Raw genomic sequence first — 25,448 nt, 5'->3', positions numbered from 1 at the left:
AGATGACCGCCGAGCTCCGGCCGCGGAGCGATTGGGAGGCGGTGGATCTCGGCATCGCTCTCTCCCGGCGCGACTTCTGGCGGCTGCTCGGCTGCTGGTGGCTGGGGATGCTGCCGGTGCTGGCGCTCTCGCTGGTCTTCCTGCGCGATCTGCCGGTGCTGCTGCTGCTCGTCTGCTGGTGGTGGATGCCGGTCAGCTCGCGGCTCGTCCTTTTCGTGCTGAGCCGCCGGCTGTTCGGCGAGCTTCCCAAGTGGAAGGCGGTGCTGCGTGAATGGCCGCGGGCCTGCGTGCGGCGCTTCTTTTTCCGCATGATCTGGGCGCGCTTCTCGCCATGGCGGCCGCTGACGATGGCGGTGGAGGATCTCGAAGGACTGCGGCGAAAGGACTACGCCACGCGGGTGCGGCTGCTGCTGCGCCGTGGCGATGCCACGGTGGTGGTGCTGGCGTTGTGGCGGGCCGTGCTGACCTTGTGGCTGGCGGTGGCGGTTTTTGCCACGGCGCTGATGTTCCTGCCAGCGACCGAGGCCCAGTCGTGGGGCCTGGCGATGGAGGAGTGGGGCGGCAATACGTGGGCCGGACTGCCAAAGGCCTTGCTGTGGACCGGTGTGTCGTCGGTGATGCTGTCGATGTCGCTGGTGGATGTCTTCGGCACCGGTGCGGGTTTCGGCATCTACGTGAACCATCGTACATGGATCGAAGGCTGGGACGTGGAACTCGCCTTCCGCCGCCTGGGCAATCGCCTGCGTGGCGCGGCGGGAGCGGTGCTGACGTTGCTGCTTGTCGGCGTCATGATCCCGCGGGTTGGCGCGGAGGAGGCACCGAAGGAAGTCATCACCGAGATCAAGGCTCAGCCGGATTTCGAGGTCTTCAAATACACCTGGAAGGAAAAGAACCCTAGTAGCAGCTCGTGGAACTGGAACGGGCCGGGCGAATGGTTCGCCTACCTGATCCAAGGGATCGGCTGGATGCTGCTCGGTCTCCTGATCGCGTTCGTGGTCTGGATGGTCTGGCGTCATCGCCATGTTTTGCAAGCGCGCGGCATCGGGGTGAGCAAGCCGGCTCCTGCTGCGGCGCGGGTGGTGATGGGGATGGACGTCGCTCCGGAGTCGCTACCCAAGGACATCCCGACGGCGGCGATGGAGCTGTGGCGCGTCGGCCGTCGCCAGGAGGCGATGAGCTTGCTCTATCGCGGCACGATTTCCCGGCTGATCGAGAATGGCGGCGTTGAGATCGCGGAGTCGGATACGGAGAGCGACTGCCTGCGGCGGGTCGAGATCGAGGCCGCGGCGCATGCCGGCTACTTCGGCGGGCTGACCGAGGCGTGGATGATGCTGGCCTACGGTCGCCGCGCGCCACAGGACGAGCGGATGCAGGAGCTGTGCTCGAGCTGGCCTTTTTCCGTAGAAAGGAGGCCGGCATGAGAATCCTTTGGCTTCTGCTGTGCCTGCTACTCGCCGGTTGCGGCGGCGGCAGCTACACGACGCGCACCGAGGAGACCGGCTACAAGGGCAAGGCGAAGCTCGATGCCTACCTCGCCGCGGCGCGTTTTCTCGAGCGGATGGGCTACACCGTGATCAACAAGCCCGGCTGGCCGGATCTCGACGAGGTGTCGGTGATGCTGGTGCCGGCGTCCGTGCTCGCGACCGATGCCTATGTCCGCGAGGTGAAGGAGTGGGTGGCAGGTGGGGGGCATCTCATCTGCCTGATGGAGAATGCCGAGTCGTATCATGACGACTGGGGGCGAGCGGGGAGCTTCCGGTTGTCCGCGGAGGAGGAGGTTCCGGATTCCCTTCAAGCCTGGCTGCGTGAGGCGGGCCTGACTTTCAGTTCGAGTGGCGAAAAGGTGGAGGCCAAGAGATTGGAGGTGGATGAAGAGGACTACGAAGTCTTCGTGGAATCCTCCATCGGGGTCCAGAAGGGCAACCGTGCCCGCCGGGCCATGGCCCAGGCGTATGTCGGCGATGGCATGGTGACCGTGATGACCGACGCGCGGCCCTTCCGCAACCGCTACATCGGTGACAACGATCATGCTGAGCTTCTGTTGGCGCTGGTGGAAGCGTCGCCATACTTTGATGAAGGGAGCGTGGCGATCATCCGCGATGCCGGGCTTTCGCTGTGGACCATGCTGTGGCGGCACGGTTGGCCAGCCTTGGTCGGGCTGCTGGTGCTGACCGTGATTTGGCTGTGGAAGAACATGCCGCGCTTCGGACCCATGCGCCGCGAGGAAGAACCGACGCACCAGCGCGACTACGACCATCACCTGGAGGCACTCGGTGACTTCCAGTGGCGGCTCGACAAGGGACAGGCGCTGCTCCGTCCACTGCGCGACTCGGTGCTCGAGCGGGCGCTGCGGCTCGGTGGCCAGCATCACGGCGACGTTTTCGAATGGATGGCCCAGCGCGCCGGGATCACCCGCGAGCGCGCCGAGCGCGCGATGACCCATGAGCGGCCGCCGGATCCAACATCCTTCACCCGCGTGGTCGCGGATCTCCAACAGCTCCACCTTTCACTCACATGACCGAAGAAGAAGCAGTCGCCGCAATGTATGCCCCGCCCGCGCCGCCGCCATCGGCCGATGCCTCCGCCCTGGTCGCACGTCTGCGGGCGCAGGTGGAGCACGCCGTGCTCGGCCAGCGCGAGGTGGTCAGCCAGGTGCTCGCCGGTCTGTTGGCGGGCGGGCACATCTTGTTAGAAGGCAAGCCGGGCCTTGGGAAAACGATGCTGGTGATCGCGCTGGCGCGGGCCTTTGGCGGGAGCTTCGGCCGTATCCAGTTCACGCCGGACCTGATGCCGTCGGATGTGACGGGCTTCCGGCTCTTTGACATGAAGAGCCAGACCTTCCAGCTCCGTCGCGGTCCGATCTTTTGCAACCTGTTGCTCGCCGACGAAATCAACCGCGCTCCGGCCAAGACCCAGGCGGCGCTGCTGGAAGTGATGCAGGAGCGGCAGGTGACGATCGATGGCGAGACGCTGAAGCTGTCGCCGCCGTTCATGACGCTGGCCACGCAGAACCCGGTGGAGCACGAGGGCACCTACCCGCTGCCGGAAGCCCAGCTCGACCGCTTCCTGATGAAGATCCTGATCGACTACCCGGCACGCGATGCCGAGTCGGACATCGTTGCCCGTGCGGCATCCGAAGCACCGGGCGACTCCTCCACCGCCGAGCTGCAAGTGGTGGCCACGCCCGAAGATGTCGTGCGCGCGCAAGCTGCGGTCGCCGCGGTGCAAGTGGTGCGCGAGGTGGTCGACTACGCGGTGGCGATCGTCCAAGCGACGCGCGAAGCGAAGACGGTGTGGCTCGGCGCGGGCACCCGCGGCGCGATCGCGCTGGTGCGCATCGGCAAGGCCATCGCGGTGATGCATGGACGTCACTTCGTGATCCCGGACGATATCAAGGCGGCCTCGCTGCCGGTGCTTCGGCACCGCGTCCAACTCGCGCCGGAAGTGGCGATGGGCGGGCAGTCGATGGACGAAGTATTGAAGGCGATCGTCGATTCAGTACCAGCACCGCGGCAGTGATCGGAGATGGAGGATTGCAGATGGAAGATGACTGTTCGTTTTCTCTAACATGAGCCCGACCGCCAGAGCGCTGGGAATCGTGGTGGCGTGGGCCCTCTTCGGGCTTGCGGCCTCGGTGTGGCGCGAGCTGGTCACACCGTGGTGGATTGCCGGGGCGGTGCTTGCGGTGGTCGCGCTGGTGGATGGTGTCGTCTTGCGGAGGTTGGCGCAGGTGGAGGTCGCGCGGCGCTTGCCCGGTCGCTTCGCGGTCGGTGAGGCGGCGGACGTGCGGCTCGACATTCGCAATCCGGGCCGCTTTCCGGCGGTGGTGGAAGTTTTCGACGGCATCCCGCTGGGCTCGCAGGCGGAGACGATGCCCTGGACCGGTGCCATCGCTGCGGGCGGCAAGGCCCGGGTGACCCATCCGGTGCGCATCATCCAGCGTGGCATGGCGTCATTCGGAAAGGTCCATGTACGACGGACCTCGTTGATGAGCTTCTGGCGGATGCGCCATCCCGCCGGCGTGGCGGAGGAGGTGAAGGTCTATCCCGACTATGAGCCGGTGCTGAAGTTCGCGCTGCTGGCGATGCAGGCCCGCCAGGAGCAGATGGGTATCGTACGGAAGGCCTTCGCCGGCAGCAGCCGCGATTTCCATCAGCTCCGGGAGTATCGCGAGGGCGACCCGATGTCGCAGATCGACTGGAAGGCGACCTCGCGGCGGGTGACGCTGATCAGCCGCGAGTTCCAGGAGCAGCGGAACCAGGTCGTGATTTTCCTGACCGACACCGGCCGCCGGATGCGGGCGATGGACGGCGAGCTGCCGCAGTTCGACCACTGTCTGAATGCGATGCTGCTGCTGTCCTACGTGGCGCTGCGGCAGGGTGACCAGGTCGGGGTGCAGGCCTTCGGCGGAACCAATCGCTGGCTGCCGCCGGTGAAGGGCGCGCATTCGATGTCGGTCCTGCTCAATCACCTCTTCGACTACCAGACGACGCCGGAGCCGAGCGACTTTGCCGCGGCGGTGGAGAACCTTCTGGCCCGGCAAAAACGCCGGGCGCTGGTGGTAGTGATGACGAATCTCCGCGGCGAGGATTCTTCCGAACTGGTGCCCGCGTTGCGGTTGCTGCGTTCCAAGCACCTCGTGATGCTTGCCAGCCTGCGCGAACGCTCGGTGGAGGACGCGCGGACGAAGCGGATCGACGAATTTTCCGACGCCCTGCGCTTTGCCGCGGCCGAGCGTTACGACGCCGAGAGGGCCGAGGTGCTCGCGACGCTCCAAGGGTTCGGCATCCTCACGCTAGACGTGCCGGCGCAGCAGTTCCCGATCGCGCTGGCGAACCGCTACCTCGACATCAAGGCAGCGGGACGGTTGTGACGGGTCACTGGCTCTCGACCTCCGCGATGGCCCAGACAAAGGCACCCGCCCAGCCGATGAAGGTCCAGCCGAGCAGGAAATTCAGCGCCAGGATCGCGCCGGAACGGCGGATGCGATAGTTCCACGCGATGATTGCGGGCAGGAAATAGACGACGATGGCCGCCAGGATCACGATCACGAAGCCGAGCCACTGGAGCACCGAGGGGAGCGACCTCACGATGGCCTCCTCGCCGAAGTAGTAAAAGGTCACCGCCGAAGCCACCACTGCCAGGGCGAGCCCGATGATCCACCGTCCCCAGATCGGCAGGGCGTGGTCTTCCCGCAAGGTTCTCCGCCGGCGGGGATAGTGGGGTTCGTAGGCCTCCTCCGGGATGGGGGCCGGTCTGGAGTCCATGAACTTCGCTCGCAGGGTTTCAAGGTTTTCCATAGCAATACAGTATCCACGCGGCGTGGTTCTGCAAGATCGCGTATCTTGCCGAACGGCCGTCCTATCGCTATCCCTCGGGCGCACCCATGAACCTCACCCGGCTCGCGGCGATTTCAGCCATCGTTTTCCTATGCCAATGCGGCACGCCGTCCGCGCCGAAGTGCCATGCGGTGCCGCGGGCCTCGCGGGGCGCTCCGGCGGTTTTCATTGAACAAGCACGCCAGGGCTGGCGAGGCATGGCCGCCGCGGACACGGCAGCGGAACGGGAGCAAGCCCGCCTCGGCTACAACGATGCGGTCGCCAAGCTCTTCGATCAACTTCACTGCGGCAGTGGAAGCATCCACGAGAAAGCCACCGCGATGGGCACGACCATCGACGAGTCGCGGACGCTTGGGGCGGGCATCCGCTTGCAGGATCTCGATGCCATCCTCCCGGCCTCGCGCGTTTCCACCAAGAATGTCGGGCAGCGTCACACCGAGGCTGGCTTGGGCGTGCCGGTGGTCGGGTGGAAAAAGACGGCCGAGGAGGGCGAGCCGCGCTGGGAATTCGAGCCGCCAACCGGCGTGCCGCTCAATCTCACCGCGGTGCTGCGTTTCTCTAACAACGAGTCGCCGGAGTGGTCCTTCCGCTATCCCGGCAAGGCTAAGATGGAAGCGGTCGGCAGCCGCCCGATGAAACTCGCGGCCGACTGGTCCGCGCCATCGGCGCTCTACTGGCAGATGAGCGACCTGGATGACTTCGACCTTGAGAAGGTCTTCCTGCCGAGCCGTTTCAGCGAGGAGACGGAGCTCTATGTTGCCTCGCCCTATGACCCGAAGCGCATCCCGTTGATCATGGTCCACGGCTTGAATTCCAGCCCCGGGGCTTTCAAAATGCTCTACAACGAACTCAACCGCGAGCCGTGGTTCCGCGAGAACTATCAGGTGTGGTTCTTCAGCTATCCCACCGGGACGAACTGGACCTACAATGCCGCGAAATTCCGCTTTGCGATGAAGCTGGCCGACCGCTACGCCCGCAAGCAGGGGCCGGTCGATCGCTGGGAGAAGATGGTCGTGATCGGCCACTCGATGGGCGGCGTGATCACGCAGGCCTCGCTGAAGAAACCGGGCAACCGGATCTACAATGCCTTTGAGGATCGTCCGCTGGAACAGCTCACCTCGAATGAGAAGACGCGCGCCGCGGTGAAGTCCATGACGATGTACGATCCCGTCGATACGCCGGACCGCGTGATCTTCATGGCCGCTCCCCATCGCGGCTCGCCGCTGGCCGACCGCTTCTTTTCCACATGGATGCGCAAGCTGATCCGCTTGCCGAAGACCATGACCGTGGATCTGGTGGATTTCACGCTGAACGATTTCGCCAGCGTGATGACGAAAGGGGAGACCTCGTCGAAGGGGTGGTTCACCAGCATCGGTTCGCTGTCGCCGTCCTACCCTCCCTATGCTGCGCTCGATGGCGTGCCATTCCGCAACGGGGTGAAGATCCACTCGGTGATCGGTGACCGCGGAAAAGGGGACACGCCGGATAGCTCCGACGGCATCGTGCCCTATTGGTCCTCGCATTTGGATAAGGTCGAGAGCGAATGCATCGTTCCCGCCAACCACAGCGTCCAGAACTGCCTGGAAGCGGCTGTGGAAACGAAGCGGATTTTGAAGAAGCATCTTGAACAAGGAGCGCGATAGCTCTCTTCAGGCGTCCCAAGTGTGGTAGATCGCCACCAGGGACAAGGCAGCGATGATAACACCGGCGAATCGCCGTGGTCTGCTTGAAGCCATGGCGATGTCCGAGACCGCGAAGGTGAGCGACATCAAGCCAAATAAAGGCGAGGGCGTGGCAAGGCCTCCGAGCACGAGAAGTATGATTGCACCGACGAGCGGAATCAGTCCGCTCGGCTTGACCGGTGGTTTTTCCGGCGGAAGCCCCGGTTCCTTGGGTGGCTGATAGGGATCGCTGGAAGCTGGCTCCATGCCTCACACCTCCGCCGGAGCCTCCTCCTTCGGAGTCATCATCTGTTGCAGCGCGGCGAGGCGTTGGTCGGCGGCGCGCAGGCTGTTGAGGATCTTCTTCTGCTTCTCCACCTGCGCGGGTTCGAGCGTGGAGGAAGCGGCGCGTTGGGCGACTTCATTGACCACGGTGTGCAGCGCGCGGGCGGCGGTGGCTTGGAACATCGGGTCGTTGAACGGCGCGCCGGGCGAGACCTCGGGGTCCATCGACTCGATGAGGAACTCGGCGAAGAAATGCGGCTGGCACACGCGATAGACGTGCAGGCCCAGTGCGAACAACTCGCCGGCCAGCGGGCGCAGGCCGGTGAAGCCCTGCTGCTCCCAATGGCGCAACACGGAAAGCGCTTCTTCCACCGTGTCGGTGGTGTCGCCGATCCAGTCTTCGGCGAGGCCGGGACCCTTTTTGGAAGAATCCAGCCAGGTGACCAGCGAGTGGGCGAGCAGGTGACGACCCTGGAGCGACAGCTCGGCCGGTGCCGGGTGATCGCGCTCGTGCGGAGTCGTGAGTTCCAGCACCTGGCGGGCGTCCGCGGCGGAGGATTCCGTGTCGCCGGCGACGCCGAGCGAATGACGGCCGCGATTGAGCAAGGCGTTGCAGAGGGTCAGGAGCTGGGCCGGGTTCTGAGGTTCGGGCAGCAGCTCGATGCAGCGCTCGAAGCAGCGGCGCGCGTCGTCGTGGCTTTCGGCGACCAGGCCGCGGTTGGCCCAGGCGAGGGCGAGGCGTTGAAGGACACCGGCATTCGTCTGCCAGTCCATCTGCTCCAGCAGGGCGATGGCTTCGTCGTAGGTCGCGCGGGCTTCCTCGTTGCGCTCACCGAGCCGGTGCAGCACGTCACCGCGGTTCATCAAGCTGGCGGCGAGGCCCCAGCGGACGTTTTCCTCGGTGGTGTCGCCCGGGATTTCCTTCCGCAGCTCGATGGCGCGGTCGAAGTCGGCAAGCGCCTCGGGCAGTTCCTCCTTCACGCCGGCGGAGAGGGTGCTGATGCCGCGGTTGGTGTGGGCGTTGGCGAGCTCGTTCTTGCCGCGCGGCGTGCCGTCATCGAGGTCGCCGGGATTTTCCAGGGCGAGATGATAGAACGGCTGGGCGTGGTCGAGCAGGCCGTGATCGCGGTGAAGATTGCCGAGCACGATGAGGCCCATCGCGCGGGTCGAGCGGGCAAGGGCTTCGGTGCTCTTGTCCAGCGCCTGGACGACCGTGCCGAGTTCCTGGATGGCCTGATTGAACTCCTCCTCGGAGAGCGGGGTGGGGGTGTCGCGCCACTTGAGGACGGTGGCGAGCAATTCGGGGAGCCCGGGGGCCTGCGGCGCGGATGGGAAGACTTCAGCCATGGGTTGGTGGCGGGGAGGTTTGGCGGGGGAAGCGAGAGACGCAAGACTTGAAGACGCCAGATAGAAGACTGGAAGCCGGGATGCGGGGCGTGCAAGGTCGCCCTGTGCGTCGCTTCTCAGCCATCGCGGAAATGAAAGAGCTTACCGGACCGGTGCATTTGGCGCTGGGGGTCTTCGATGGCGTGCACCTCGGGCATCAGGCGGTGATGGGTCAGGCGCTGGCGGCCTGCGCCCGAGATGGCGGTTCCTGCGGCGTGCTGACTTTCGATCCGTATCCGATCCGCGTGCTTTTCCCGGAGAAGGCGCCGCGGCGGCTGTTGGCTTCGCTCGACCACAAGGCGGAGATTCTAGCGACGATGGGCGTGGATTTCCTGCTGGCCCTGCCATTCGACCGCGAGCGGGCGGGGGAGGAGGCGGAGGACTTCATCCGCGAGATCGTGGCGTCCGGCGTGAAAACCATCGCGGTGGGAGATGACTGGCGCTTCGGAAAGGGCCGCCAAGGCGATGTCGCCTTGCTTTCGCGGCTGTCCGGCGAGCTGGGCTTCCGGCTGGAAGCGCTGCCGCCGGTGATGATGGACGGCGACCGGATCAGCAGCACCCGCATCCGGCAGGCGATTCAGGACGGCAATCTGGAGGCCGCCGAGCGCATGCTTGGCCGACCCTACACCGTGGAGGGAAAAGTCGTGGAAGGCCGGAAACTCGGCCGAACGATCGGTTTTCCAACCGCCAACGTGGAGCGCGGCGAGGAGCAATTCCCGCCGGATGGGGTGTGGGCGGTGCGGGCTCGGGAGGGGGGGCAGTGCTTCGATGGCGTGGCGAATCTCGGATTGCGGCCGACCGTCGATGGGGAAGCTCGCACCTTGGAGGTGCACCTTTTCGACTACGAGGGAGATCTTTATGAACGGATCTTAGAGGTCGAGTTCGTGAAACACCTGCGCGGCGAGCGGAAATTCGAGTCGCTGGAGGCGCTGAAAGAGCAGATCGGGCGGGACGCTGCGGAGGCAATGTATTTACTCCGTGGGTTAGACCACGAGGATCGCTGAAATTTCCCGATTTTCCGCTTACGCTGCCGGAAACGGCCCTCTATACAGCGCGGAAACCCCGATGCCGATCTCCGATCGTTTGACCACCACGCTCGTCTCTCGTGCGCGCCTCTTGGCGCTCGCACCGGCGACCTGTCTTCTTCTGGCGCAGCCGGTATTCGCCCAGTCGCCGTCGGCGATGGCCCAGGCGGAACTGCAGCGTCGTGCGAACAACGCCACCGAAGCACAGGAGCTGATCCAGAAGGGGGACGAATCCTATGAGGCCGGCAAGTGGGCCGACGCCGTGTCCGCCTACACCGGCGCTCGCGACCTCTTGCCCGATGCTCCCGCGACCGCGGCACTGCGGAAAGCCACGACCGAGCGCTTGGTCCAGGCGTCCGTGGAACTGGCCCGCAAGCAGCGCCGCCTCGGCGACGTCAGCGGCGCGAAGGGGACCGTGGACAAGGTGCTCACCGAGTCCGTGGCGCCCGATAGCGGCGCGGCGCTGGAGATGCGCGATCAACTCAACGATCCCATCCGCACCAATCCGGCGGTGACCAAGGAAGTCACCGAGGATGTCGAGGAGGTCCGCCTGCTGCTCTACAAGGCCGAAGGATTTTACAATCTGGGCGACTACGACAAGGCAGCCCGGATTTACGAGGACGTCCTGCGCACCGATCCCTACAACAAGGCGGCCCGCCGCGGGATGGAGCAGGTCAGCCAGCAGCGCGCGGATTACGCCCGTGCTGCCTATGACGAGGCCCGGGCAGACATGCTTTCCCAAGTGGACGAAGGCTGGCAACTCCGTGTCCGGCCCGGCGAAGCGATCCCCGAGGATCTGGTGGCTGGCGGCGTGAGTTCGGACGCCCCGATCCTGGTCTCGAGCAAGTTGGAGCGGATCATCCTTCCGGTCGTCGATTTCTCGGAGGTGACCATCCAGGAAGCTTACGATTTCCTCCGGGCCCAGTCTGTCGAGCTCGACACGCTGGAGCTCGATCCGGCCAAGCGCGGGATCAACTTCGTGCTGGAACTCGGCTCCGGCGAGGCGGGCAACCGCATCAAGGCCGCCAAGATCACGCTGCAACTGAAGGGCGTGCCGCTCTCGCAAGTGATCAAGCACATCGGCGAGATCACCGGCACGGTGTCGGTGGCACAGGAATGGGCGGTGTTGATCCGGCCGGCGGGTGCGGATACCACGGAAATGATGACCCGCAGCTTCCGGGTGCAGCCTGACTTCCTGAGCACCGGCGCGGCTTCGGTCGGAGCCGGCAACGCGAAGGCCGACGATCCTTTTGCCGAGAACAATGCCGGTGAAGGGTTGCTGGTCCGCCGCCTGAGCGCGGAGGAGATTCTCAAGCAGCAGGGGGTTCCTTTCCCGGACGGTGCCTCGGCCAGCTTCAACGCCGGCGACAGCACGCTTACCGTTCGCAATACTTCCACCAACCTCGATTTGGTCGAGCAAATCGCCGATGCGATGGCCGGCGCGGAGCCCGCGATGGTGATCGTGGAGGTCCGCATGCTCAAGACGCAGGAGCGCGTTCTCAAGGAGCTGGGTTTCGACTGGCTGCTGGGCGAGTTCTCGCTTGGTGGCAGCGGGTTGGTTCCCGGTGTCGCTGCCGGTTACGTCTCCGGCGGGGCCAATAATCCAGCGAACCTTGCGGACGTCGCCCTCGCGCCCGGTGTGATCAATCGCTATGGCATTACCTCCGGCAACCGCAGCGGTGACGAAGCGGTCCTCGGCGACAGCATCGATGCCCTGATCCTGGAGCAGCAAGAAGGCTTTGCCCGTGGCAAGGCCCGCGCTCCGGGCGTGCTGTGGGTCAACGGTACCATCAATCACACGAACCTCACGGTGTTGATGCGAGGGCTCGACCAGAAGAAGAACATCGACATGGTCGTCGCGCCTTCCACCACTTCCCGCAGTGGCCAGCAGTCGACCATCGAGGTCATCCGCGAGTTCATTTATCCGACGGAATACGAGCCCCCGGAACTGCCGAACAGCGTCGGCAGCGGAGTCGCCGTCGACTTCGAGACCGGCGATCTCTTCGGTGGCAGCGCGTCCTCCTTCCCGGTGACTCCCGCGACCCCGACCAGCTTCGAGATGCGTCCGGTGGGCGTGGTCCTCGATGTGCTGCCGACGGTCAGCGAGGACCGCCACTACGTGGACATTGCGGTCAAACCGAGTGTCACGGACTTCGACGGCTTCATCAACTACGGCACCCCGATCACCTCGCCGGGCACCGACTCGCTGGGCAACCCGACCACCGTGGTGGTGACGCCGAATGAGATCCTGATGCCGGTCTTCTCCGTGATGAAGAGCGAAACCAATCTCACCGTGGCCGATGGGGCCACGCTGGTGATCGGCGGCATGCTTCAGGAGCGCGTCCAGAAGGTGGAAGACAAGGTTCCGCTGTTTGGCGATATCCCGATTGCGGGCCGGCTTTTCCGGAGCGAGGTCAATGCGCCGGTGCGCACCGCCGTCGTTTTCTTCGTGACCGTGAAAGTGGTCGATGCGACGGGCCGGACCTTCAGCAGTCGTTGACGGCGCGCCCGCCGCGTGAAGGATTTCCCGGCAACTGAGATCTTTCACCCGCGATGCCTGAAAACGAACCTGAGCCGGAGAATTACTCGATCGACGACATGATGGACCGCCTCCGCACCCGCGGCGGTGGTGCGCGTGACGGCGAGGCCAAGCTCGTGACCCGTGAGGATGGGTCGCAGGTCTACAAGATGCGGAAGCGCAAGCGCCGCAGCACCCAGCCGAAGAAGGAAAAGGAGAAGCGCGACCGGCGGATGCGGGTGGCGCAGGTGGTCGGCGCGGTTGGCTTGGTCGCCGGTGCCGGTCTTGCCCTGCTGGGGTCGGTGATTTACCTGAATACCTCCGGCTATCACCTGAAGGTCGAAGAGCGGGTCCGGCAGTGGACCGGTGCGGAGCCGAAAGTATCGCAGCTCCGCGTGTCCCCGATCAGTGCCGGTGCCTCCACCGTGGAACTCACCTGGCCGGAGACCTCGGCCTTGAAAAGCCTGACGGTGAACAACGTGGGGGCGGATCTGGAGCTGCCAAGCCTGGCTGCGGGCGTGTGGAAGGGCACCGAGATGGTCGGTGGGCAGGGGGGGAAGATGGTCTTGCGCCAGCCCGCGGGCAAGGCTGCGGACTCGCCGTCCCGCACGGGCGATTGCCCCTTTCAGTTCCGCTACCGCAGTTCCCAGTTCGTCGTTTTGATGGGAGGCGAAGAGCGCCCCGCCGCGCGGCTCGACAATACCGAGGCCTCGTTTGACGTGCTCGACGCTGCCGCCACGACCGCGAATCTCCGGTTTGAAGGTGGCAGGCTCAGTGCCGCTGGCTGGGGCGATTTCTCGCTGAACTTCGCCTCACTTCAGTTCGATCCGGCAGGGGTGCGCGTCGGCAATATCCGGCTTTCGCCCGGTCTCAAGGGAGACAGCGGGGAGATCGAGATCCTCAATCCCTCGCAAGCCCTCCTGGACCTCCACGGAGCCAAGTCCGACCTCGCCATCCGTGTTCACCGCCTGCCAGTCGGGACCCTGCTCGGCCCGAATTTCGGTGGCTGGTTGATCGCCGAGATTGAGACGCCGGAAGGTGCCGAAGATGGCAGCCTCTCCTACGAGGCGAATTCTCCCTCGCTGATCTCCTTCCGGATTCCGTTCCGCGCCACCGCGTCGTCCGTGAGTTATGGGAAGCAGCTCCCGATGTTCGGGCTGCTGGCAAAGGAGGTCGGCGAAACTTGGTATCAGAACCCGCAGTTCGATTTGGAAGCGAGCGGGACCTTGGTTCGCAGCGGCACCAATGCAGGATTGGATGACCTGCGCTTCGCCGCACGCAACCGCCTGAGCTTGACGGGGCGGTTCGCCATGGACTCGCAGGGCACGCTCGACGGCTCCCTGGAAGTCGGGCTGCCGGATGGCTTGGTGAACGAAGCCTCGGCTGCGGTTCGCGCCGTTTTCAAGCGCCGCGAAGGTGGCTATTCATGGGCCACCGTTCGCCTGTCCGGCACCGGCCGTCAGCCGCAGGATGACTTGCAGAAGCAATTGGACGCGGCCGCCACGACCGCTACGCCGGGGGCGGGCGGCGGAAGCGATCCGCTTGGGGACGCGTTCCGGGAGTTGACCACGCCGGAACGCTGAACCTCGCGCGGGCCGTGGCGGATCAGAGTTCCTTGATCCGGATGTTGCGCCAGCGGACCTTGCAGGACTTTCCGCTATGCACCTGCAGGGCGAAGAAGCCCTCCGGGGTGAAGTCCTTGCCTTCGTCGGTGTAGTCGACGCGCTCCTCGCCGTTCAGCCAGATCTGGATGTGCTTGCCCTTGCAGACGATGCGGACCTCGTTCCAGTCGTCCCACTTGGTGATCTTCTGGCCCTGCTTGGTGAAGTCGGCTTGGGCTTTCTTGTCCTCCTCGGTGTCCTTGTCGCCCTTCTTCGGTTCGAGCCAGCCGCGGCGCGCTTCGTCGTAGAGGCCGGCGGTCCAGGCGCGTGCCTTGCCGTTGTCGTGCTCGCACTGGTAGCCGTGCACCCGGCCATCGTCGCCCGGCTTTTGCAGGCCGCGGAACATCATGCCGGAGTTGCCGGTCAGGTCGTCGAACTTCATTTCGAAGCGGAAGTCGAAGTCCTTGTAGGTCTTCTCCGTGCGCAGGAAGGTGTTCGACTTCACGTTCTCGCCGAAGCCGACGATCTGGTTGTCCTCGATCTTGTACTCGCCGTTGCCGTTGACCCGCTTCCAGCCGGTCAGGTCCTTGCCATTGAAAAGGTCGGTGAATCCAGGCTCGGCTGCTTGGCACAGGGGCAGGGCGAGTAGGGCGGAGGCAATGATGGTGCGGAGTTTCATGAATCGATGAATCTGTCGGACAACTGTGGATTTCGCGGTGGCCCGGGCAAGCCCGAAGTCACTACCCATTCAACGTTGCAAAAGGCGACCGGGTTTCACCCTCAATTGAGTGGGAGGGAAAAAAGAAGGCCGGGTTTCTGTAACTTCCCCGTCACCAAGCTTTTCCTTGCGACCTCGGGCAATCCTGCTAGCTTGCGCGGCAATTGCTGGGAAAAAAGGCATGGCCGGCCATCTTGACCATCCCGTCCTCGTTCTCAACCGGTTTTGGCAGCCGGTGCATACCTGCTCCGTCCGCCGCGCGCTCAAGCTCTTGTTCCTAGGGCACGCCCAGGTGGTGCAGACCGAGGGCGAAGATCGCTTCCGTACCCACGACCTGGGGTCGTGGATCGATCATTCGTCGGACGACATCTTGGACGAGGTGATCCACACCGTGCGGCTCGCCCTGCGGGTGCCGAAGATCATCGTGCTGGCGCTTTACGAGAAGCTGCCGCGCCTGGAGGTCCGCTTCACCCGCCGGAATGTGTTCCTGCGCGACAAGCACACCTGCCAGTACTGCGCCAAGATTTTCAACGAGTCCGACCTCAATCTCGACCACGTGATGCCCCGCGACAAAGGCGGCCGGACCACGTGGGAGAACATCGTCACCTCCTGCATCCGCTGCAACACCCGCAAGGCGAACAAGCTGCCGCACGAGGCGAACATGCACCCGCTGCGAAAGCCCGCCGCCCCGCGCTGGAGGCCGATGTTCGGGCTGAAGGAAAACGCCGGCACCCACGAGAGCTGGACGCATTTCATTGATCCGGATCCTTCGTCGGTGCGGATGTCGGCGTGAGGGGGATGGTGGATGGGAGATAGGAAACGGGAGGGACACCTTAAGTCTGAGCTGCGAGGGTCCGCAAAACGCCGATGAGCGATGACTTCAGACCTGCCGTAATTGAAGGGATGAATGCCCTAGGATTTCTCCGCTTTAGGCCAGAGCTGCTTGTTGATGCCGCTGTGCTCGGAGCCTCATTTGACGTTACGATTGGCGGCGTGACGACGGTGATGGATTTTCCGACGTCCGCCCCGGAAGGCTCGGACCCGCACACCATTTTACATCCGCCGACAGCTCTCAAGAATCACCGAGAGGCAATACGGACGGTTTGGGGCGATGTCGAATCTTCCCACACGACTCAGGGCATCTTAAGCGCGAGCGTCGAATACGCCAGCATCCTAGTCGGGCGATCTGAGATCGAAGTTATCGTCGCGGCTCATCACGACTGGCTTGATCGATTTGGAGCGATGGTGCGCCTTCTCACCAAGCAAGGAACTCTATCGGTGGTTCTGATCAACCGGGAGTCTAAGCCACAGGTGAAGTTCTTCGCGACCGAAGATCCATCGTATCATGTTGGGCCTCGCATGAATGTTTCACTACGAGTGGTGGGCAGAGACTACGGTCGGGCCGCTTCCATAACGGACATTCACAAGGCAGCCGAATGGGCGTCTTCCGGAAAGCGAGTTCCAATTTCTTATCTCCTTCTTCTCAGCGCTTGCGATGCCTTCCGCCGTGGAGAATACCGCACTGCAGTGATCGAAGCGACCACCGCGCTCGAGGTCGCCATCACTTCGAAGATTAGAAGGCATCTTCTCACCCATCACGCTGATCCCCAACACGCAGAATGGCTACTTGAGGGCTATGATGGCCTGAACCGAAAGGGTCAGGTTCTCTCCAAGGTTTTCGGCAAGGGAACGCTATCGATCCCGAGCAGCTACCTGAGTTTCCGAAACAAGGTGGCACACGGAGGCCACGACGCCCCGATGGACAAAGCGAAAGCGCATGTTGAAGCAACCTGGGACATGATCACCTGTCTTATTCCGGACGTTGCTGACGACCCGTGAGCCGGCGACCAAGTCTACGAGCGCGTTAAAAAGGTCAGTCCTTGAAATTTGATCACCGAGGCCGCTCATTGGATAGGCGAGAGCAGATTGGCGGCGCGTACCTTCATCCGGAATCCGATACCCCGCTGGGTGGGCTCGTCCAAGCCGACGAGGCGGGACTTTGCGAAATCCTTCTCGAACATCGCGGCGACCTCTGTCGCAAAAGCCCGGTCCCGGACCTGGAGCGTCAGCTCGAAATTGAGCCGGAACGACCGGTTGTCGATATTTGCCGACCCCACGGTTGCCACGTCGGAGTCCACCAAGGTGACCTTTTGGTGCATGAAGCCCTCGGCGTGCCGGTAGAAGCGAACTCCCACGCGACCCAAGCGCTCGACATACGCCCAACCGGAAAGGTCAACCAACGCACTGTCGCACTTGTCAGTCACCAGGATCCTCACCTCCACGCCGCGGAGGGCGGCCAATTCCAAGGCGCTGATGAACTGTTCGTCGGGCACGAAGTAGGGAGTCGCGATCCAAAGCCGGGATTGGGCCGAATTGATCAGTTGAAGGAAATAGAGGGTGCAGGTCTCGAGCGAATCCGCAGGTCCGCTAGGGATGCATTGGACCTCCTGACCCGCATCCGGCGTGGCCGCCACAGGGGTCCACTCCAAGCTCAGCAGGTTGTCACTGCTCCAACTCCAGTCTTCGAGGAACGATAGCTGGACGGCTTGGACCGCGGGCCCCGCGACCCGGATCATGGTGTCATGCCACGGGGACAGCTTCTCGTCGCCGCCGCTATATTCGTCGCCAATGTTCGCACCTCCCGCCCAAGCTGTCCTGCCGTCGACAACCACCAATTTCCGGTGGTTCCTAAAGTTGATCTGGAAACGATTGTTCCATCCCTTCATGGAATTGAATGGCAGGATCTCAATGCCTGCGCTGCGCAGTGCGGAGGTGTAGTCTGAAGGAAGCCCATAGCTTCCAATCTCGTCATAGAGGAAATGAACACGCACGCCACGCTTCGCCGCGGCAAGCAGATGGTCTTTGAGTTTCCTCCCTAACTCGTCATCCCTGACGATGTAGAACTGGACGAGGACATAGGATTCAGCCTGGTCGATGCCTTCGAAAATCGAGGGGAAGATCTCGTCGCTATTGCGGAGGAGCTGGACTTGGTTTCTCCCGGTTGCCGGCAATTTGGCCAAGCGTTCCAAGATGCGGCGTTTTCCGCTGCCATCATCGGCAGCGATCAGACCATCGGCTTTGAGCCGATCTCGCAGGCCGCTTACCACCGAGCCGGACTTTTCGTCGCTGCCCCGGCGCTCGGTGATGTAACCCTCAAATTTCGTCCGTCCGAAGACCCAGTAAGCGGGAACCGCCAGGTAGGGGATGGTGTTGAGAGCTACGACCCAAGCGGTGGCACCTTGGGCGGTCCGGACCGTCATGATCGCTTGCAACGACGTCAGCGCCCCGGCGGCATGAGCCACGGTAAGGAAGAGAGCGATGAAGCGTTTTCGCCGTTTCCGGACGTAGGAGCCGGCCGCCACTGCCTTGGGGAAGCGGAGGCGGATCGCTTCCTTCAACTGCCGGAGAATCCTCTGCATGTTCGTATGTAGCGGCAGATTTCGCGAAGGCAATGAACGGGTCCGGCGATCGTCGGGAAATGACAATGCCCGCGCCATCGGGAGACGGCGCGGGCAGGGGATGAGGAGTGTCGACATTCTGTCGACACGGCGGGGACGGAATGTCCCCGCTCCTTATTTGCCGGTGAGCTTCTTGTAGAGGTCAGTCTCTTCCTTGTCGTACGGCTTGCCGTCCTTGTGGAAGAGTTCGTGGAACCACTCCTCGGGCTCTTCGGTGAAGTCCCGCTTCCAGCTTTCCCATGGATACTGCGTCTGGGTCTTGCCGGCGACGAGGCCCCATTGGTAGGCGTCGACCTTCTTCTCCTTGAAGTACGGCAGGATGTCCTGGAGTCTGCTGCCGGCGGTGCGGGCCATGAACTCGGTGCAGAGGACGGGGCGACCGTATGCGAAGAGGGGCTCGGTCATGGCCTTGGTCTTCTCGAGGTCGGAGTAGGCGTGGAAGCTGATGATGTCGGAGTGGTCGATCTGATAAGCATTGAGCGCGTCGCGCTTTTCCTTGGTGCTCCAGTCGCCGGTCCAGACGCCGATGGTGAGCGGCTGCGAGGGGCGAACTTTCCAGGCCCACTCGAAGCACAGCTTGGCGAGTTCGAGGGCGTGCTCCTTCTTCTTGTCCGGCGGCAGCTCGACCTTGCCGTAGGCGCTGGTGTTCATGTTGCCGGGCTCGTTGTAGAGGTCCCAGACGGTGACGCGCTTGTCGTCCTTGAAGCGGGTGAGCACGCCGGTGACGTAGGGTTCGAGCGCGCGGCGCTTGGCGTCATCGACCAGGACGTCCTTGCCGGGGCTCTGGACCCAGCCGGAGTTGTGGACGTGCGGCTTCGGTTCGCGCTGCTTGCCGAGCTTCGGGAAAGGATCCCACACGTCGTCGAAGAGCACGAACATGATGCCGATCTTGTGCTTGTCGGCGATCGTCAGGAACTGGTCCATGCGCTTCAGCAGGCCTTCCGAATCCTGCTCCCATAGCAGATTGTGAAGGAACACGCGGGCGGTGTTCATTCCGCAGGAGGCGGCGTAGCCGAGTTCGCGGTCGATGGTTTCCGGATCGAAGGTATCCGCCTGCCACATCTCGAGCTGGTTGATGGCGGTGCTCGGGGTGAAGTTCGAGCCGGCGCGCCATGGCTGGGTCTTGTGCCAAGCATTGGCCTGCTCGGCGGACCATTGCTGGGCACCCGCGGGGAAGAGAAGGAGGCAGGAGAGGATGGGAAGGAGCGCGTGCAGTTTGGGTTTCATGAATAGAACAGGGTTGGGATGTGGGTAAATGGTGCAACAAAGGTACAGGTCGGGATCATGGACCGTCAAACTTTCCCAAGCCGCGCTGACACAGGCGGCTGCGGGGCTGTGGCCGCTTTTTGGATGGGAAGCGCATGAAATGGATATTTTGGTGACTGAAACTTACTAGGTGGTCACGTATCCAAGCTCTCCATGATGCTCCGACTGGCAATTTTTGTCTCCTTTTCGACCTCGCTTTCCGCGCTGGAATGGCGTGCTGCCGACGGCACCCGCCGTGAATTCGACTTCGATGGGAAGGTCTGGCGGACCACTGGCTTCATCGATGCCGGCGGCCAAGCGCTGCCAGTGGCGAGCGATGAGTTCCACTTGCGGACCATGGATGACAGCGAGTGGACGGTGGACGATTACCGCTCGGCCGGGGAGCCGCAGAAAACCGCGGCCGGCCTGGTCTTCCGCTACGTGTGGCCGGAGGGCTCGGCCTTGCCGGAAAACGCGCCGTCGAAGGTGACGGTGACCTTTGAAAGCGGCAGCTATCTCCGCAAGCGGATCGAGCTGGAGTTCCCGAAAGCCGCGACGCTCGACCGCCTTGAGGTCGAGCGCTTCACCGCCAGCGGCACCACCACCCGCGGCGGGCGAGGGGAGCCGGTGTTTCTCGGCGATCGCTGGTTCTTCGGTCTGGAGCATCCGGCCGGGCACACTCGTTATGGCGACGGAAACACTCCGAAACCCGACAGCCATCGTTACGAGCTGGTCGGAAATTATTCATTCGTGGATCTCGAAGGTCGCGATCGCGAGGCCAAGCCTCGGCCGGGGCTGCTCCGGATGTTCCACTTTCCCGGTTTCGCGAAGAAGGAAGGCGAGCGCTGGGTGATCCGCAGCCAGAGCGCCGTCGCCGGTGTCGCCAAGGCTGGGGAGTCCGTCGAGCAGGGCTTCGGCCGCTATCTCGAATCCGTGGCCAAGCCGGCGCGCTCGTTCACGCACTACAACAACTGGTTCGATGCGGCGGGCAAGTCGCTCAAGGGCGACAACTTCATTAATATCCATCGGCAGTTCCAAGCGGCGCTGAAGGGCTACGACATCAAGATCGACTCGATGGTGCCGGACGATGGCTGGCAGGATCGTGCCTCGGTGTGGGAACCGGCAGCCGGGCATTTCCCGAAGGGCTTCGAGGACGTGAAGGCGCTGAGTGAATCGCTGCGCAAGGATGGCACCCACCTCGGGCTGTGGCTGGCGCTGGATGGCACGAATACGAATGTGGGCTGGGGCGAAACGCAGGGCTACAAGAAGGCCAAGCCGAACCAGTACTTCAGCCAGTACTTCGGCCACTACTCGCTGAGCGCGGATGGCTATCGCCAGCAGCTTGAGAAGCAGCTCCGCAAGCTCGCGGGCGAGGCGCGCGTGAACTACTTCAAGCACGACTTCAACCACCTCTCCGACACCGGCGACGGCTGCAATCACCCCGCCACCGACCGCCACGGTCACGAGGCGAACGTGGATGCGATGATCTCTTTGCTCGCCGCGACGCGCGATGCGAATCCGGAAGTCTATCAGAATCTAACAAACTGGGTGTGGTTCTCGCCGTGGTGGCTGATGCATGGGGATGCGCTGTGGATGCTGGCCGGCGACGACGGCTTCAATGGTAACTGGCCCGAGCTTTCCACCCGCGCGATGGCGACCACCGACCGCGACGCTTACATTTGGCGGATGTGGGGCGATGCTGCCGACCGCCCGCTGGTGCCGGTCTCGCGGCTGATGACCCATGGCATCATCCGCAATCCGCGCGGTCAGATGGAAAGCCCACAGGATACGCTGCGCGACTGGGCCGACCATGTGATGATGTACTATGGACGTGGTATCCAGATGAAGGAGTGGTACCTCACGCCGGCCGCGATGAGCGCCGACCAGTGGAAGTCCCTGGCGACCATCCACCGTTGGAGCGAGCGGAACTTCAAGGCGCTCGCGAACAACGTGTGGATCGGCGGTCGTCCGGATGAAGGCCACGTGTATGGCTACGCCGGCTGGGATGGCGAACGCGGCGTGCTGGTGGCGCGCAATCCCGGTCCCTCGCCGCAGGTGCTGCGGGTGCCCTTCGATTCCGCGTCGGGCTTTGCCGGCGAGGTGGGGAAGGCCTACCTCGCGCGCGTGGTCTATCCGTATCATGCGACGTCGCCTGCGAAGTTCACCGCGGGCCGGACGATGGAGATCGAGATTCCCGGCTACGAGACGCTCGCCTTTGAATTCGAGCCCGGCACTTCGTCGGCCAAGCCCGCGGCGACGCCAGCGCTGGCTGTTTCCGTGAAGGCGGAAGGCCAGGCGGCCATGGCGAAAGTCGATCGTCTGCCTGAGTTCGCCGGCCGCGGTGAGCTGCTGGTGATCGGCTATCCGGAGCTGCCGGAAGTAAAGATTGATGGCGAGATCGCGACGCCGCTGCGCTCCAGCAAGGCGGCGCTCAATCACTACGCCAGCTACGCGCGGGCCGGCATGCCGAGCGATCGCGTGCGGCCGTGGCGGATGGCGTCCTTTGACCTAAAATCGAAGGCCGGCAAGGCCGTCACCGTGGGAGTCCGCGGTGGCGAAACCGCCACCCGGGCCGAGGCGTGGCTGCTGGCGGAGACCAAGGCCACCGACGAGACCTTCAACCCGCGCGATTTGCCGTGGGCCGTTTCCGCAAATACCCGCCGGCAAACCCAGTGCCTGATCGCGGAGCGCGAGTTGCGTGCCACTCCGGTGCCGCTCCGGGCTCTCACCGAGGCTGAATTGCGTGGTGCTCGCAAGGCGTGGCTGACCGTCGAGCACTTCGGCATCACCGCCGGTCACGGCAGCAAGACGCTGTCCCTCAATGGCGAGAAACTGGCCGACCTGCCCGCCGGTCCCGACGAGTGGCAAACCGCACGATTGGAAATTCCCGCTTCTTTGATGGCGAAGCTGAAGCCGGAAAATACGCTCGAACTCCGCTGCAGCACCGCGGACGACAAGTTCAAGTTCCGCGGTCTCGAACTGCGCGTCGAACTTTCCGACGGCAGCCAAGTCCGATCCACCGCGCAGGATTCGCCGCAAACCAGCGCCAAGGATTGGGCCCATTTCGAGGGTGAGGCTTTCCCGACGGACCAAGCCGCCAAGCCGGTGACGCTGCGTTTTCGGGCGGAGTGAAAAAAAGAGAACTTTTCTGAAACCCACCTCCTGCCGCCGCCGGATCATTAGGTAGCGATCATGGTTGTGGTGTTGTTGCCAGAAGTTCAAGGACCGGGATTCACGGGGCGACCGTGGATGCCAGTTTTGGATTTCTTGCGGGAGCGGCGGGTTTTTTGGGTCCCAGCCGCACCTGACAGCAGCGCCTTCACGCGAAAGTTTCCACCGGAAAGCATCCGGCCGGACGGCGGAATGGAGACTGTGCTTCGAGTCGGGGAGGGCTTGGGGCATGGAGGAGACTCCGGAACGTCGTCCGGCCCCGGTGCCGGGGATGGAGCCTGCGTGGACCAGGGGTTGTGTCAAAACTACAGGAGGGGGGCGACTGTCGAGAGACCGGGGGGGCTCGGTGACGGTCGTCCCTCACCTCCTGGTGTGTGAATTCGAGACTTCCCGCTCCGGGCGGAATCATGCGACAAAGCGACGGACCGATGGGGGAAAAAGCATCAGCACGCGAAACGGACGGACGGGCAGACGCCTGGGACGGGACGTGGTTGCTCACGCGGATCGCCCGTCATGATCCGGAAGCGCTTGAAGAACTTTACCGGATGTGGGGCGACCGCCTCTACAGCATGGCCCTTCACTGGATCAACGATGAGGGCGCGGCGAAGGAGGTGCTCCAGGATTGCTTCCTGCGCATCTGGAAGCGGGCCGGTGATTTCGATTCCGAGAAAAGCCGCGGCTTCACGTGGTGCGCGATGATCCTGCGCGGATTGTGCCTGGATGTCCTGCGCCGCAAGCGCCGCCGCGCTGCCGTGTGGGAGGACTGGGGGAAGATGCCGGCGCTGGAAGTGCCGGACCGTGGCGGGGTGGAGGATTTGTTTTTCCGCGACACGGTTTCGCGAGTCCGGCTGGCGCTCAAACAACTTGATGCGGGCGAGGCGGAAAGCGTGCGTGTCGCCCTCTTCGACCCGGCCACCCTGGAAGATCATGCGGTCCGCTGGGGCGTGCCGCTTGGCACCGCCAAAGTCCGCGTGCATCGGGCGATGGAGAAACTGCGCGCACTTTTGAAGAAAGGAGGCATCGATGCCCCGCAATAATCTCGAGGATGCAACCGCCAAGGCGCTGGACCTGCTGCCGCACGACGATGCGGCGCGCAGTGATCCGCGGCTGGTGCGGGACGCGAAGTGCCTGGAGGAAATCCGCGCCGTCCAAGAAGTGGCAGCGGATGTCTGGCTCGCGGCTTCGCCCCTGTGCGCTGCCCCTCCCGACGTCTTGTCGTTGCTGATGTCGAAGGTGGACGCGCGCACTCCGCTCGCCCGCCGGCATACGAGATTTTTCCCTTGGCTGGCGGCCAGTGGCTGGGTGGCTGCCGCGATCACCTTTCTGCTGTGGCCTCGCGACGGAGAAAAGGCTTCGCCGGTGGCGACCGTGGATCCGCCCGTCTTTCTCTCGCAGCAAGTCCGCCCGGAAGTCGCGGCTTCTCCTATCACGCCGCTATTGCCACCGGATCGCCGGGTGATTCCGAATGACCGGCGCATGCGCGAGGAACTGCTGAGGGCGCAGGCGCAGGTGGCGTCTCTCGATGAACGGGGTGCCTTTGACGCTCCGCGCGTGCTGGGTCTTCACTCACCGGATGCCCTGCTGCCGGAACCGGACGAAATGCAGCGCCGTGTGGTCGGTGCACTCGCGGATGCGCTGAGTTCGTTGTTGGAAATGGAAAGCGGTTCCGCGGGAGATCCTGCCCGGTTTGTGCTCAAGCGCGGCTGGGTGCCAGAGGGCTTGTCCCTAGCCGAGGGCGAGTTCATCCGGCATTTGAATTTCCCCCCGAATGCCGTGGAGGAGTATGGCCTCCTGGTTTCTGAAGATGGTGCCTACTTCGATGAGGAACGGGAGATGATCTGGTTTCCCGATGAGAACGGTCGCGGTTACCTCGGCCGGATGATGACGGCGGACGACAATATCAACGCTTTCTACGTTCCGGATGAAAAGACCTTGGCCGCAAACAGCGTGGCGCTGCGCACCCAGCCTGAAGGCTACGTCATCGAGGATCCGGCAAGCAACACCGCCAAGGTGCTGATCGATCAGGTCCCACCGCCGGCCGCTGGTTTCGAGCAGGTGGTGATCTGGACCGATGCCGAGGGCAATGAAGGCAGGCTGTCCGTGGAGAATCCGGCAGTGACGTCCACGGAGGTGAAGACCAACGAGGTCCTGGCAGCGGCCGACAACCGGATTCCGGTGCTCCCTTCCATGTCGCAGGAGGGGACCTGCCGTCTCTTCTTCAGCCTGCCGGACATCAATGGCGTGAAGTCATTCAGTCTGGTGGAGCTGCCGATCGCGGCGAGCAGCGTGGCCGCGGCAGCGACCAACAAGGTGGTGCCGAAGGTGATCGTTTCCGGCGAGCGCCGGTCGCGCGGTTCAAAGCTGCGGTGATCTGATGTCCGCGAGGTCGCGGAACATCACGTGGGCATCCACGTAGCCCAGCGCCTCATGGCGAAAGGCACCGGGCAAGGTGCCGGCAATTTTGAAGCCGTGCTTTTCCCATAGCGACACGGCGGCGGCATTCGTGGCGACCACGATATTGAACTGCATCGCGCGGAAGCCGAGCGCCTTTGCCTCGCGCAGCGAGTGCTCGCACATCAGGCCGCCGATGCCTTTTCCGCGCGCGGCGGATGCGACCATGTAGCTGGCATTCGCGACGTGCGATCCCCGGCCGGGCTGATTTGCCTTCACGATGTAGCTGCCGAGCACCTGCCCGTCCTCGACGGCCACGTGGGCATGAGCGGCGAACCAGTAGGCAACGAAGGCCGCACGCGTGGTATTCGCTTCGAAGACATAGGCATCGCCCGCCGCGATCACTTCACGGAAGATCTGCCACACCGCTTCGGCGTGTTCCTCGGTGGCGGGGAGGATGCGAATGGCTGGCGTCATTGGAAGGACTCGGCGTGTTCGATGGCGAGGCGGTTGGGCGGGACGTCCCGAGGATTTGATGCTTCTTTCATCCGCAGGTCGAGTCGGGGGAGCGGTGGCCCGAACCTCCCCAAGGTCGCCAATGACCGCCTGAGCCGCTTCGTCGGCCGCACTCGGAGAGCGCGGACCAGGAT

19 protein-coding genes are annotated in these 25,448 nt (G+C 63.7%); 13 read left to right on the top strand and 6 right to left on the bottom strand.

Features of this window, described 5'->3' with window-relative positions:
• The first annotated feature begins 2 nt into the window (after window positions 1-2).
• The 4 genes from OKA05_RS10535 to OKA05_RS10520 are packed head-to-tail and all read left to right on the top strand — an operon-like array spanning window position 3 to window position 4,873.
• On the top strand, window positions 3-1,421 hold the full coding sequence (locus OKA05_RS10535; RefSeq protein WP_264487096.1) for a DUF4129 domain-containing protein: 1,419 nt from the start codon (window positions 3-5) through the stop codon (window positions 1,419-1,421).
• Window positions 1,418-2,518, top strand: a complete 1,101-nt coding sequence (locus OKA05_RS10530; protein WP_264487095.1) for a DUF4350 domain-containing protein — start codon at window positions 1,418-1,420, stop codon at window positions 2,516-2,518. Before OKA05_RS10535 ends, OKA05_RS10530 begins: the two co-directional genes overlap by 4 nt.
• Window positions 2,515-3,519 (top strand): AAA family ATPase, encoded by a 1,005-nt coding sequence (locus OKA05_RS10525; protein WP_264487094.1) that lies wholly within the window; start codon window positions 2,515-2,517, stop codon window positions 3,517-3,519. Before OKA05_RS10530 ends, OKA05_RS10525 begins: the two co-directional genes overlap by 4 nt.
• Window positions 3,520-3,568: 49 nt before the next feature.
• Window positions 3,569-4,873 carry a DUF58 domain-containing protein gene (locus tag OKA05_RS10520; protein WP_264487093.1) on the top strand — a complete coding sequence of 435 codons (1,305 nt, stop codon included), beginning with the start codon at window positions 3,569-3,571 and terminating at the stop codon, window positions 4,871-4,873.
• 4 nt (window positions 4,874-4,877) lie between these two features.
• Here the strand turns inward: OKA05_RS10520 and OKA05_RS10515 are convergent, their stop codons facing one another.
• Entirely contained in the window at window positions 4,878-5,267 is a 390-nt protein-coding gene (locus OKA05_RS10515; RefSeq protein ID WP_264487092.1) for a superinfection immunity protein, read from the bottom strand.
• 119 nt (window positions 5,268-5,386) lie between these two features.
• Here OKA05_RS10515 and OKA05_RS10510 point away from each other — a divergent pair, with 119 nt between their 5' ends.
• On the top strand, window positions 5,387-6,982 hold the full coding sequence (locus OKA05_RS10510) for an esterase/lipase family protein (protein ID WP_264487091.1): 1,596 nt from the start codon (window positions 5,387-5,389) through the stop codon (window positions 6,980-6,982).
• A 288-nt stretch (window positions 6,983-7,270) separates the two neighbouring features.
• On the opposite strand, the gene OKA05_RS10505 is transcribed toward OKA05_RS10510, so the two are convergent.
• Window positions 7,271-8,632 carry a tetratricopeptide repeat protein gene (locus OKA05_RS10505; protein ID WP_264487090.1) on the bottom strand — a complete coding sequence of 454 codons (1,362 nt, stop codon included), beginning with the start codon at window positions 8,630-8,632 and terminating at the stop codon, window positions 7,271-7,273.
• Here OKA05_RS10505 and OKA05_RS10500 point away from each other — a divergent pair.
• The 3 genes from OKA05_RS10500 (at window position 8,614) to OKA05_RS10490 (ending at window position 13,797) form a co-directional block, all read left to right on the top strand.
• Window positions 8,614-9,675 (top strand): bifunctional riboflavin kinase/FAD synthetase, encoded by a 1,062-nt coding sequence (locus tag OKA05_RS10500; protein WP_319800650.1) that lies wholly within the window; start codon window positions 8,614-8,616, stop codon window positions 9,673-9,675. The genes OKA05_RS10505 and OKA05_RS10500 overlap by 19 nt on opposite strands.
• A 61-nt stretch (window positions 9,676-9,736) precedes the next feature.
• Entirely contained in the window at window positions 9,737-12,196 is a 2,460-nt protein-coding gene (locus OKA05_RS10495; protein ID WP_264487088.1) for an Amuc_1098 family type IV pilus outer membrane protein, read from the top strand.
• Between the two features lie 53 nt (window positions 12,197-12,249).
• Complete coding sequence (locus OKA05_RS10490) at window positions 12,250-13,797, top strand: hypothetical protein (protein WP_264487087.1); 1,548 nt, start codon at window positions 12,250-12,252, stop codon at window positions 13,795-13,797.
• A 22-nt stretch (window positions 13,798-13,819) separates the two neighbouring features.
• Here the strand turns inward: OKA05_RS10490 and OKA05_RS10485 are convergent, their stop codons facing one another.
• Window positions 13,820-14,494, bottom strand: coding sequence for a 3-keto-disaccharide hydrolase (locus OKA05_RS10485; RefSeq protein ID WP_264487086.1), 675 nt, complete (start codon window positions 14,492-14,494; stop codon window positions 13,820-13,822).
• Between the two features lie 220 nt (window positions 14,495-14,714).
• Between OKA05_RS10485 and OKA05_RS10480 the strand changes: the two genes are divergently transcribed.
• Entirely contained in the window at window positions 14,715-15,326 is a 612-nt protein-coding gene (locus tag OKA05_RS10480) for an HNH endonuclease (RefSeq protein WP_264487085.1), read from the top strand.
• Between the two features lie 74 nt (window positions 15,327-15,400).
• On the top strand, window positions 15,401-16,372 hold the full coding sequence (locus OKA05_RS10475) for a hypothetical protein (protein WP_264487084.1): 972 nt from the start codon (window positions 15,401-15,403) through the stop codon (window positions 16,370-16,372).
• Window positions 16,373-16,437: 65 nt separating this feature from the next.
• Here OKA05_RS10475 and cls read toward each other — a convergent pair whose 3' ends face one another.
• Window positions 16,438-17,952: a cardiolipin synthase gene (gene cls / locus OKA05_RS10470; protein WP_264487083.1), complete on the bottom strand. Its 1,515-nt coding sequence runs from the start codon at window positions 17,950-17,952 to the stop codon at window positions 16,438-16,440.
• A 153-nt stretch (window positions 17,953-18,105) separates the two neighbouring features.
• Window positions 18,106-19,218, bottom strand: coding sequence for a cellulase family glycosylhydrolase (locus tag OKA05_RS10465; RefSeq protein WP_264487082.1), 1,113 nt, complete (start codon window positions 19,216-19,218; stop codon window positions 18,106-18,108).
• Between the two features lie 192 nt (window positions 19,219-19,410).
• On the opposite strand from OKA05_RS10465, the gene OKA05_RS10460 reads away from it, so the two are divergent.
• From OKA05_RS10460 to OKA05_RS10450, 3 genes are all read left to right on the top strand, one after another.
• Window positions 19,411-22,368 (top strand): alpha-amylase family protein, encoded by a 2,958-nt coding sequence (locus OKA05_RS10460; RefSeq protein WP_264487081.1) that lies wholly within the window; start codon window positions 19,411-19,413, stop codon window positions 22,366-22,368.
• A gap of 446 nt (window positions 22,369-22,814) precedes the next feature.
• Window positions 22,815-23,444 (top strand): sigma-70 family RNA polymerase sigma factor, encoded by a 630-nt coding sequence (locus OKA05_RS10455; protein WP_264487080.1) that lies wholly within the window; start codon window positions 22,815-22,817, stop codon window positions 23,442-23,444.
• A complete protein-coding gene (locus OKA05_RS10450) occupies window positions 23,431-24,777 on the top strand; it encodes a hypothetical protein (protein ID WP_264487079.1) in 1,347 nt (448 codons plus the stop codon). Before OKA05_RS10455 ends, OKA05_RS10450 begins: the two co-directional genes overlap by 14 nt.
• Here the strand turns inward: OKA05_RS10450 and OKA05_RS10445 are convergent.
• Complete coding sequence (locus OKA05_RS10445) at window positions 24,763-25,275, bottom strand: GNAT family N-acetyltransferase (RefSeq protein ID WP_264487078.1); 513 nt, start codon at window positions 25,273-25,275, stop codon at window positions 24,763-24,765. The two genes, OKA05_RS10450 and OKA05_RS10445, sit on opposite strands and share 15 nt — an antisense overlap.
• Between the last annotated feature and the right edge of the window lie 173 nt (window positions 25,276-25,448).

It is taken from the genome of Luteolibacter arcticus, assembly GCF_025950235.1.
Lineage (GTDB): Bacteria > Verrucomicrobiota > Verrucomicrobiia > Verrucomicrobiales > Akkermansiaceae > Haloferula > Haloferula arctica.
Note: the sequence above shows the minus strand (reverse complement) of the source record. Positions and strands in the feature narration are given on the sequence as shown.

Excerpts from the sequence above, each read along its gene's own strand:
- OKA05_RS10535 (WP_264487096.1), top strand. The coding sequence starts at position 3 with ATGACCGCCGAGCTCCGGCCGCGGAGCGATTGGGAGGCGGTGGATCTC.
- OKA05_RS10530 (WP_264487095.1), top strand. The coding sequence starts at position 1,418 with ATGAGAATCCTTTGGCTTCTGCTGTGCCTGCTACTCGCCGGTTGCGGC.
- OKA05_RS10525 (WP_264487094.1), top strand. The coding sequence starts at position 2,515 with ATGACCGAAGAAGAAGCAGTCGCCGCAATGTATGCCCCGCCCGCGCCG.
- OKA05_RS10520 (WP_264487093.1), top strand. The coding sequence starts at position 3,569 with ATGAGCCCGACCGCCAGAGCGCTGGGAATCGTGGTGGCGTGGGCCCTC.
- OKA05_RS10515 (WP_264487092.1), bottom strand. The coding sequence starts at position 5,267 with ATGGACTCCAGACCGGCCCCCATCCCGGAGGAGGCCTACGAACCCCAC.
- OKA05_RS10510 (WP_264487091.1), top strand. The coding sequence starts at position 5,387 with ATGAACCTCACCCGGCTCGCGGCGATTTCAGCCATCGTTTTCCTATGC.
- OKA05_RS10500 (WP_319800650.1), top strand. The coding sequence starts at position 8,614 with ATGGGAAGACTTCAGCCATGGGTTGGTGGCGGGGAGGTTTGGCGGGGG.
- OKA05_RS10505 (WP_264487090.1), bottom strand. The coding sequence starts at position 8,632 with ATGGCTGAAGTCTTCCCATCCGCGCCGCAGGCCCCCGGGCTCCCCGAA.
- OKA05_RS10495 (WP_264487088.1), top strand. The coding sequence starts at position 9,737 with ATGCCGATCTCCGATCGTTTGACCACCACGCTCGTCTCTCGTGCGCGC.
- OKA05_RS10490 (WP_264487087.1), top strand. The coding sequence starts at position 12,250 with ATGCCTGAAAACGAACCTGAGCCGGAGAATTACTCGATCGACGACATG.
- OKA05_RS10485 (WP_264487086.1), bottom strand. The coding sequence starts at position 14,494 with ATGAAACTCCGCACCATCATTGCCTCCGCCCTACTCGCCCTGCCCCTG.
- OKA05_RS10480 (WP_264487085.1), top strand. The coding sequence starts at position 14,715 with ATGGCCGGCCATCTTGACCATCCCGTCCTCGTTCTCAACCGGTTTTGG.
- OKA05_RS10475 (WP_264487084.1), top strand. The coding sequence starts at position 15,401 with ATGAGCGATGACTTCAGACCTGCCGTAATTGAAGGGATGAATGCCCTA.
- cls (WP_264487083.1), bottom strand. The coding sequence starts at position 17,952 with ATGCAGAGGATTCTCCGGCAGTTGAAGGAAGCGATCCGCCTCCGCTTC.
- OKA05_RS10465 (WP_264487082.1), bottom strand. The coding sequence starts at position 19,218 with ATGAAACCCAAACTGCACGCGCTCCTTCCCATCCTCTCCTGCCTCCTT.
- OKA05_RS10460 (WP_264487081.1), top strand. The coding sequence starts at position 19,411 with ATGATGCTCCGACTGGCAATTTTTGTCTCCTTTTCGACCTCGCTTTCC.
- OKA05_RS10455 (WP_264487080.1), top strand. The coding sequence starts at position 22,815 with ATGCGACAAAGCGACGGACCGATGGGGGAAAAAGCATCAGCACGCGAA.
- OKA05_RS10450 (WP_264487079.1), top strand. The coding sequence starts at position 23,431 with ATGCCCCGCAATAATCTCGAGGATGCAACCGCCAAGGCGCTGGACCTG.
- OKA05_RS10445 (WP_264487078.1), bottom strand. The coding sequence starts at position 25,275 with ATGACGCCAGCCATTCGCATCCTCCCCGCCACCGAGGAACACGCCGAA.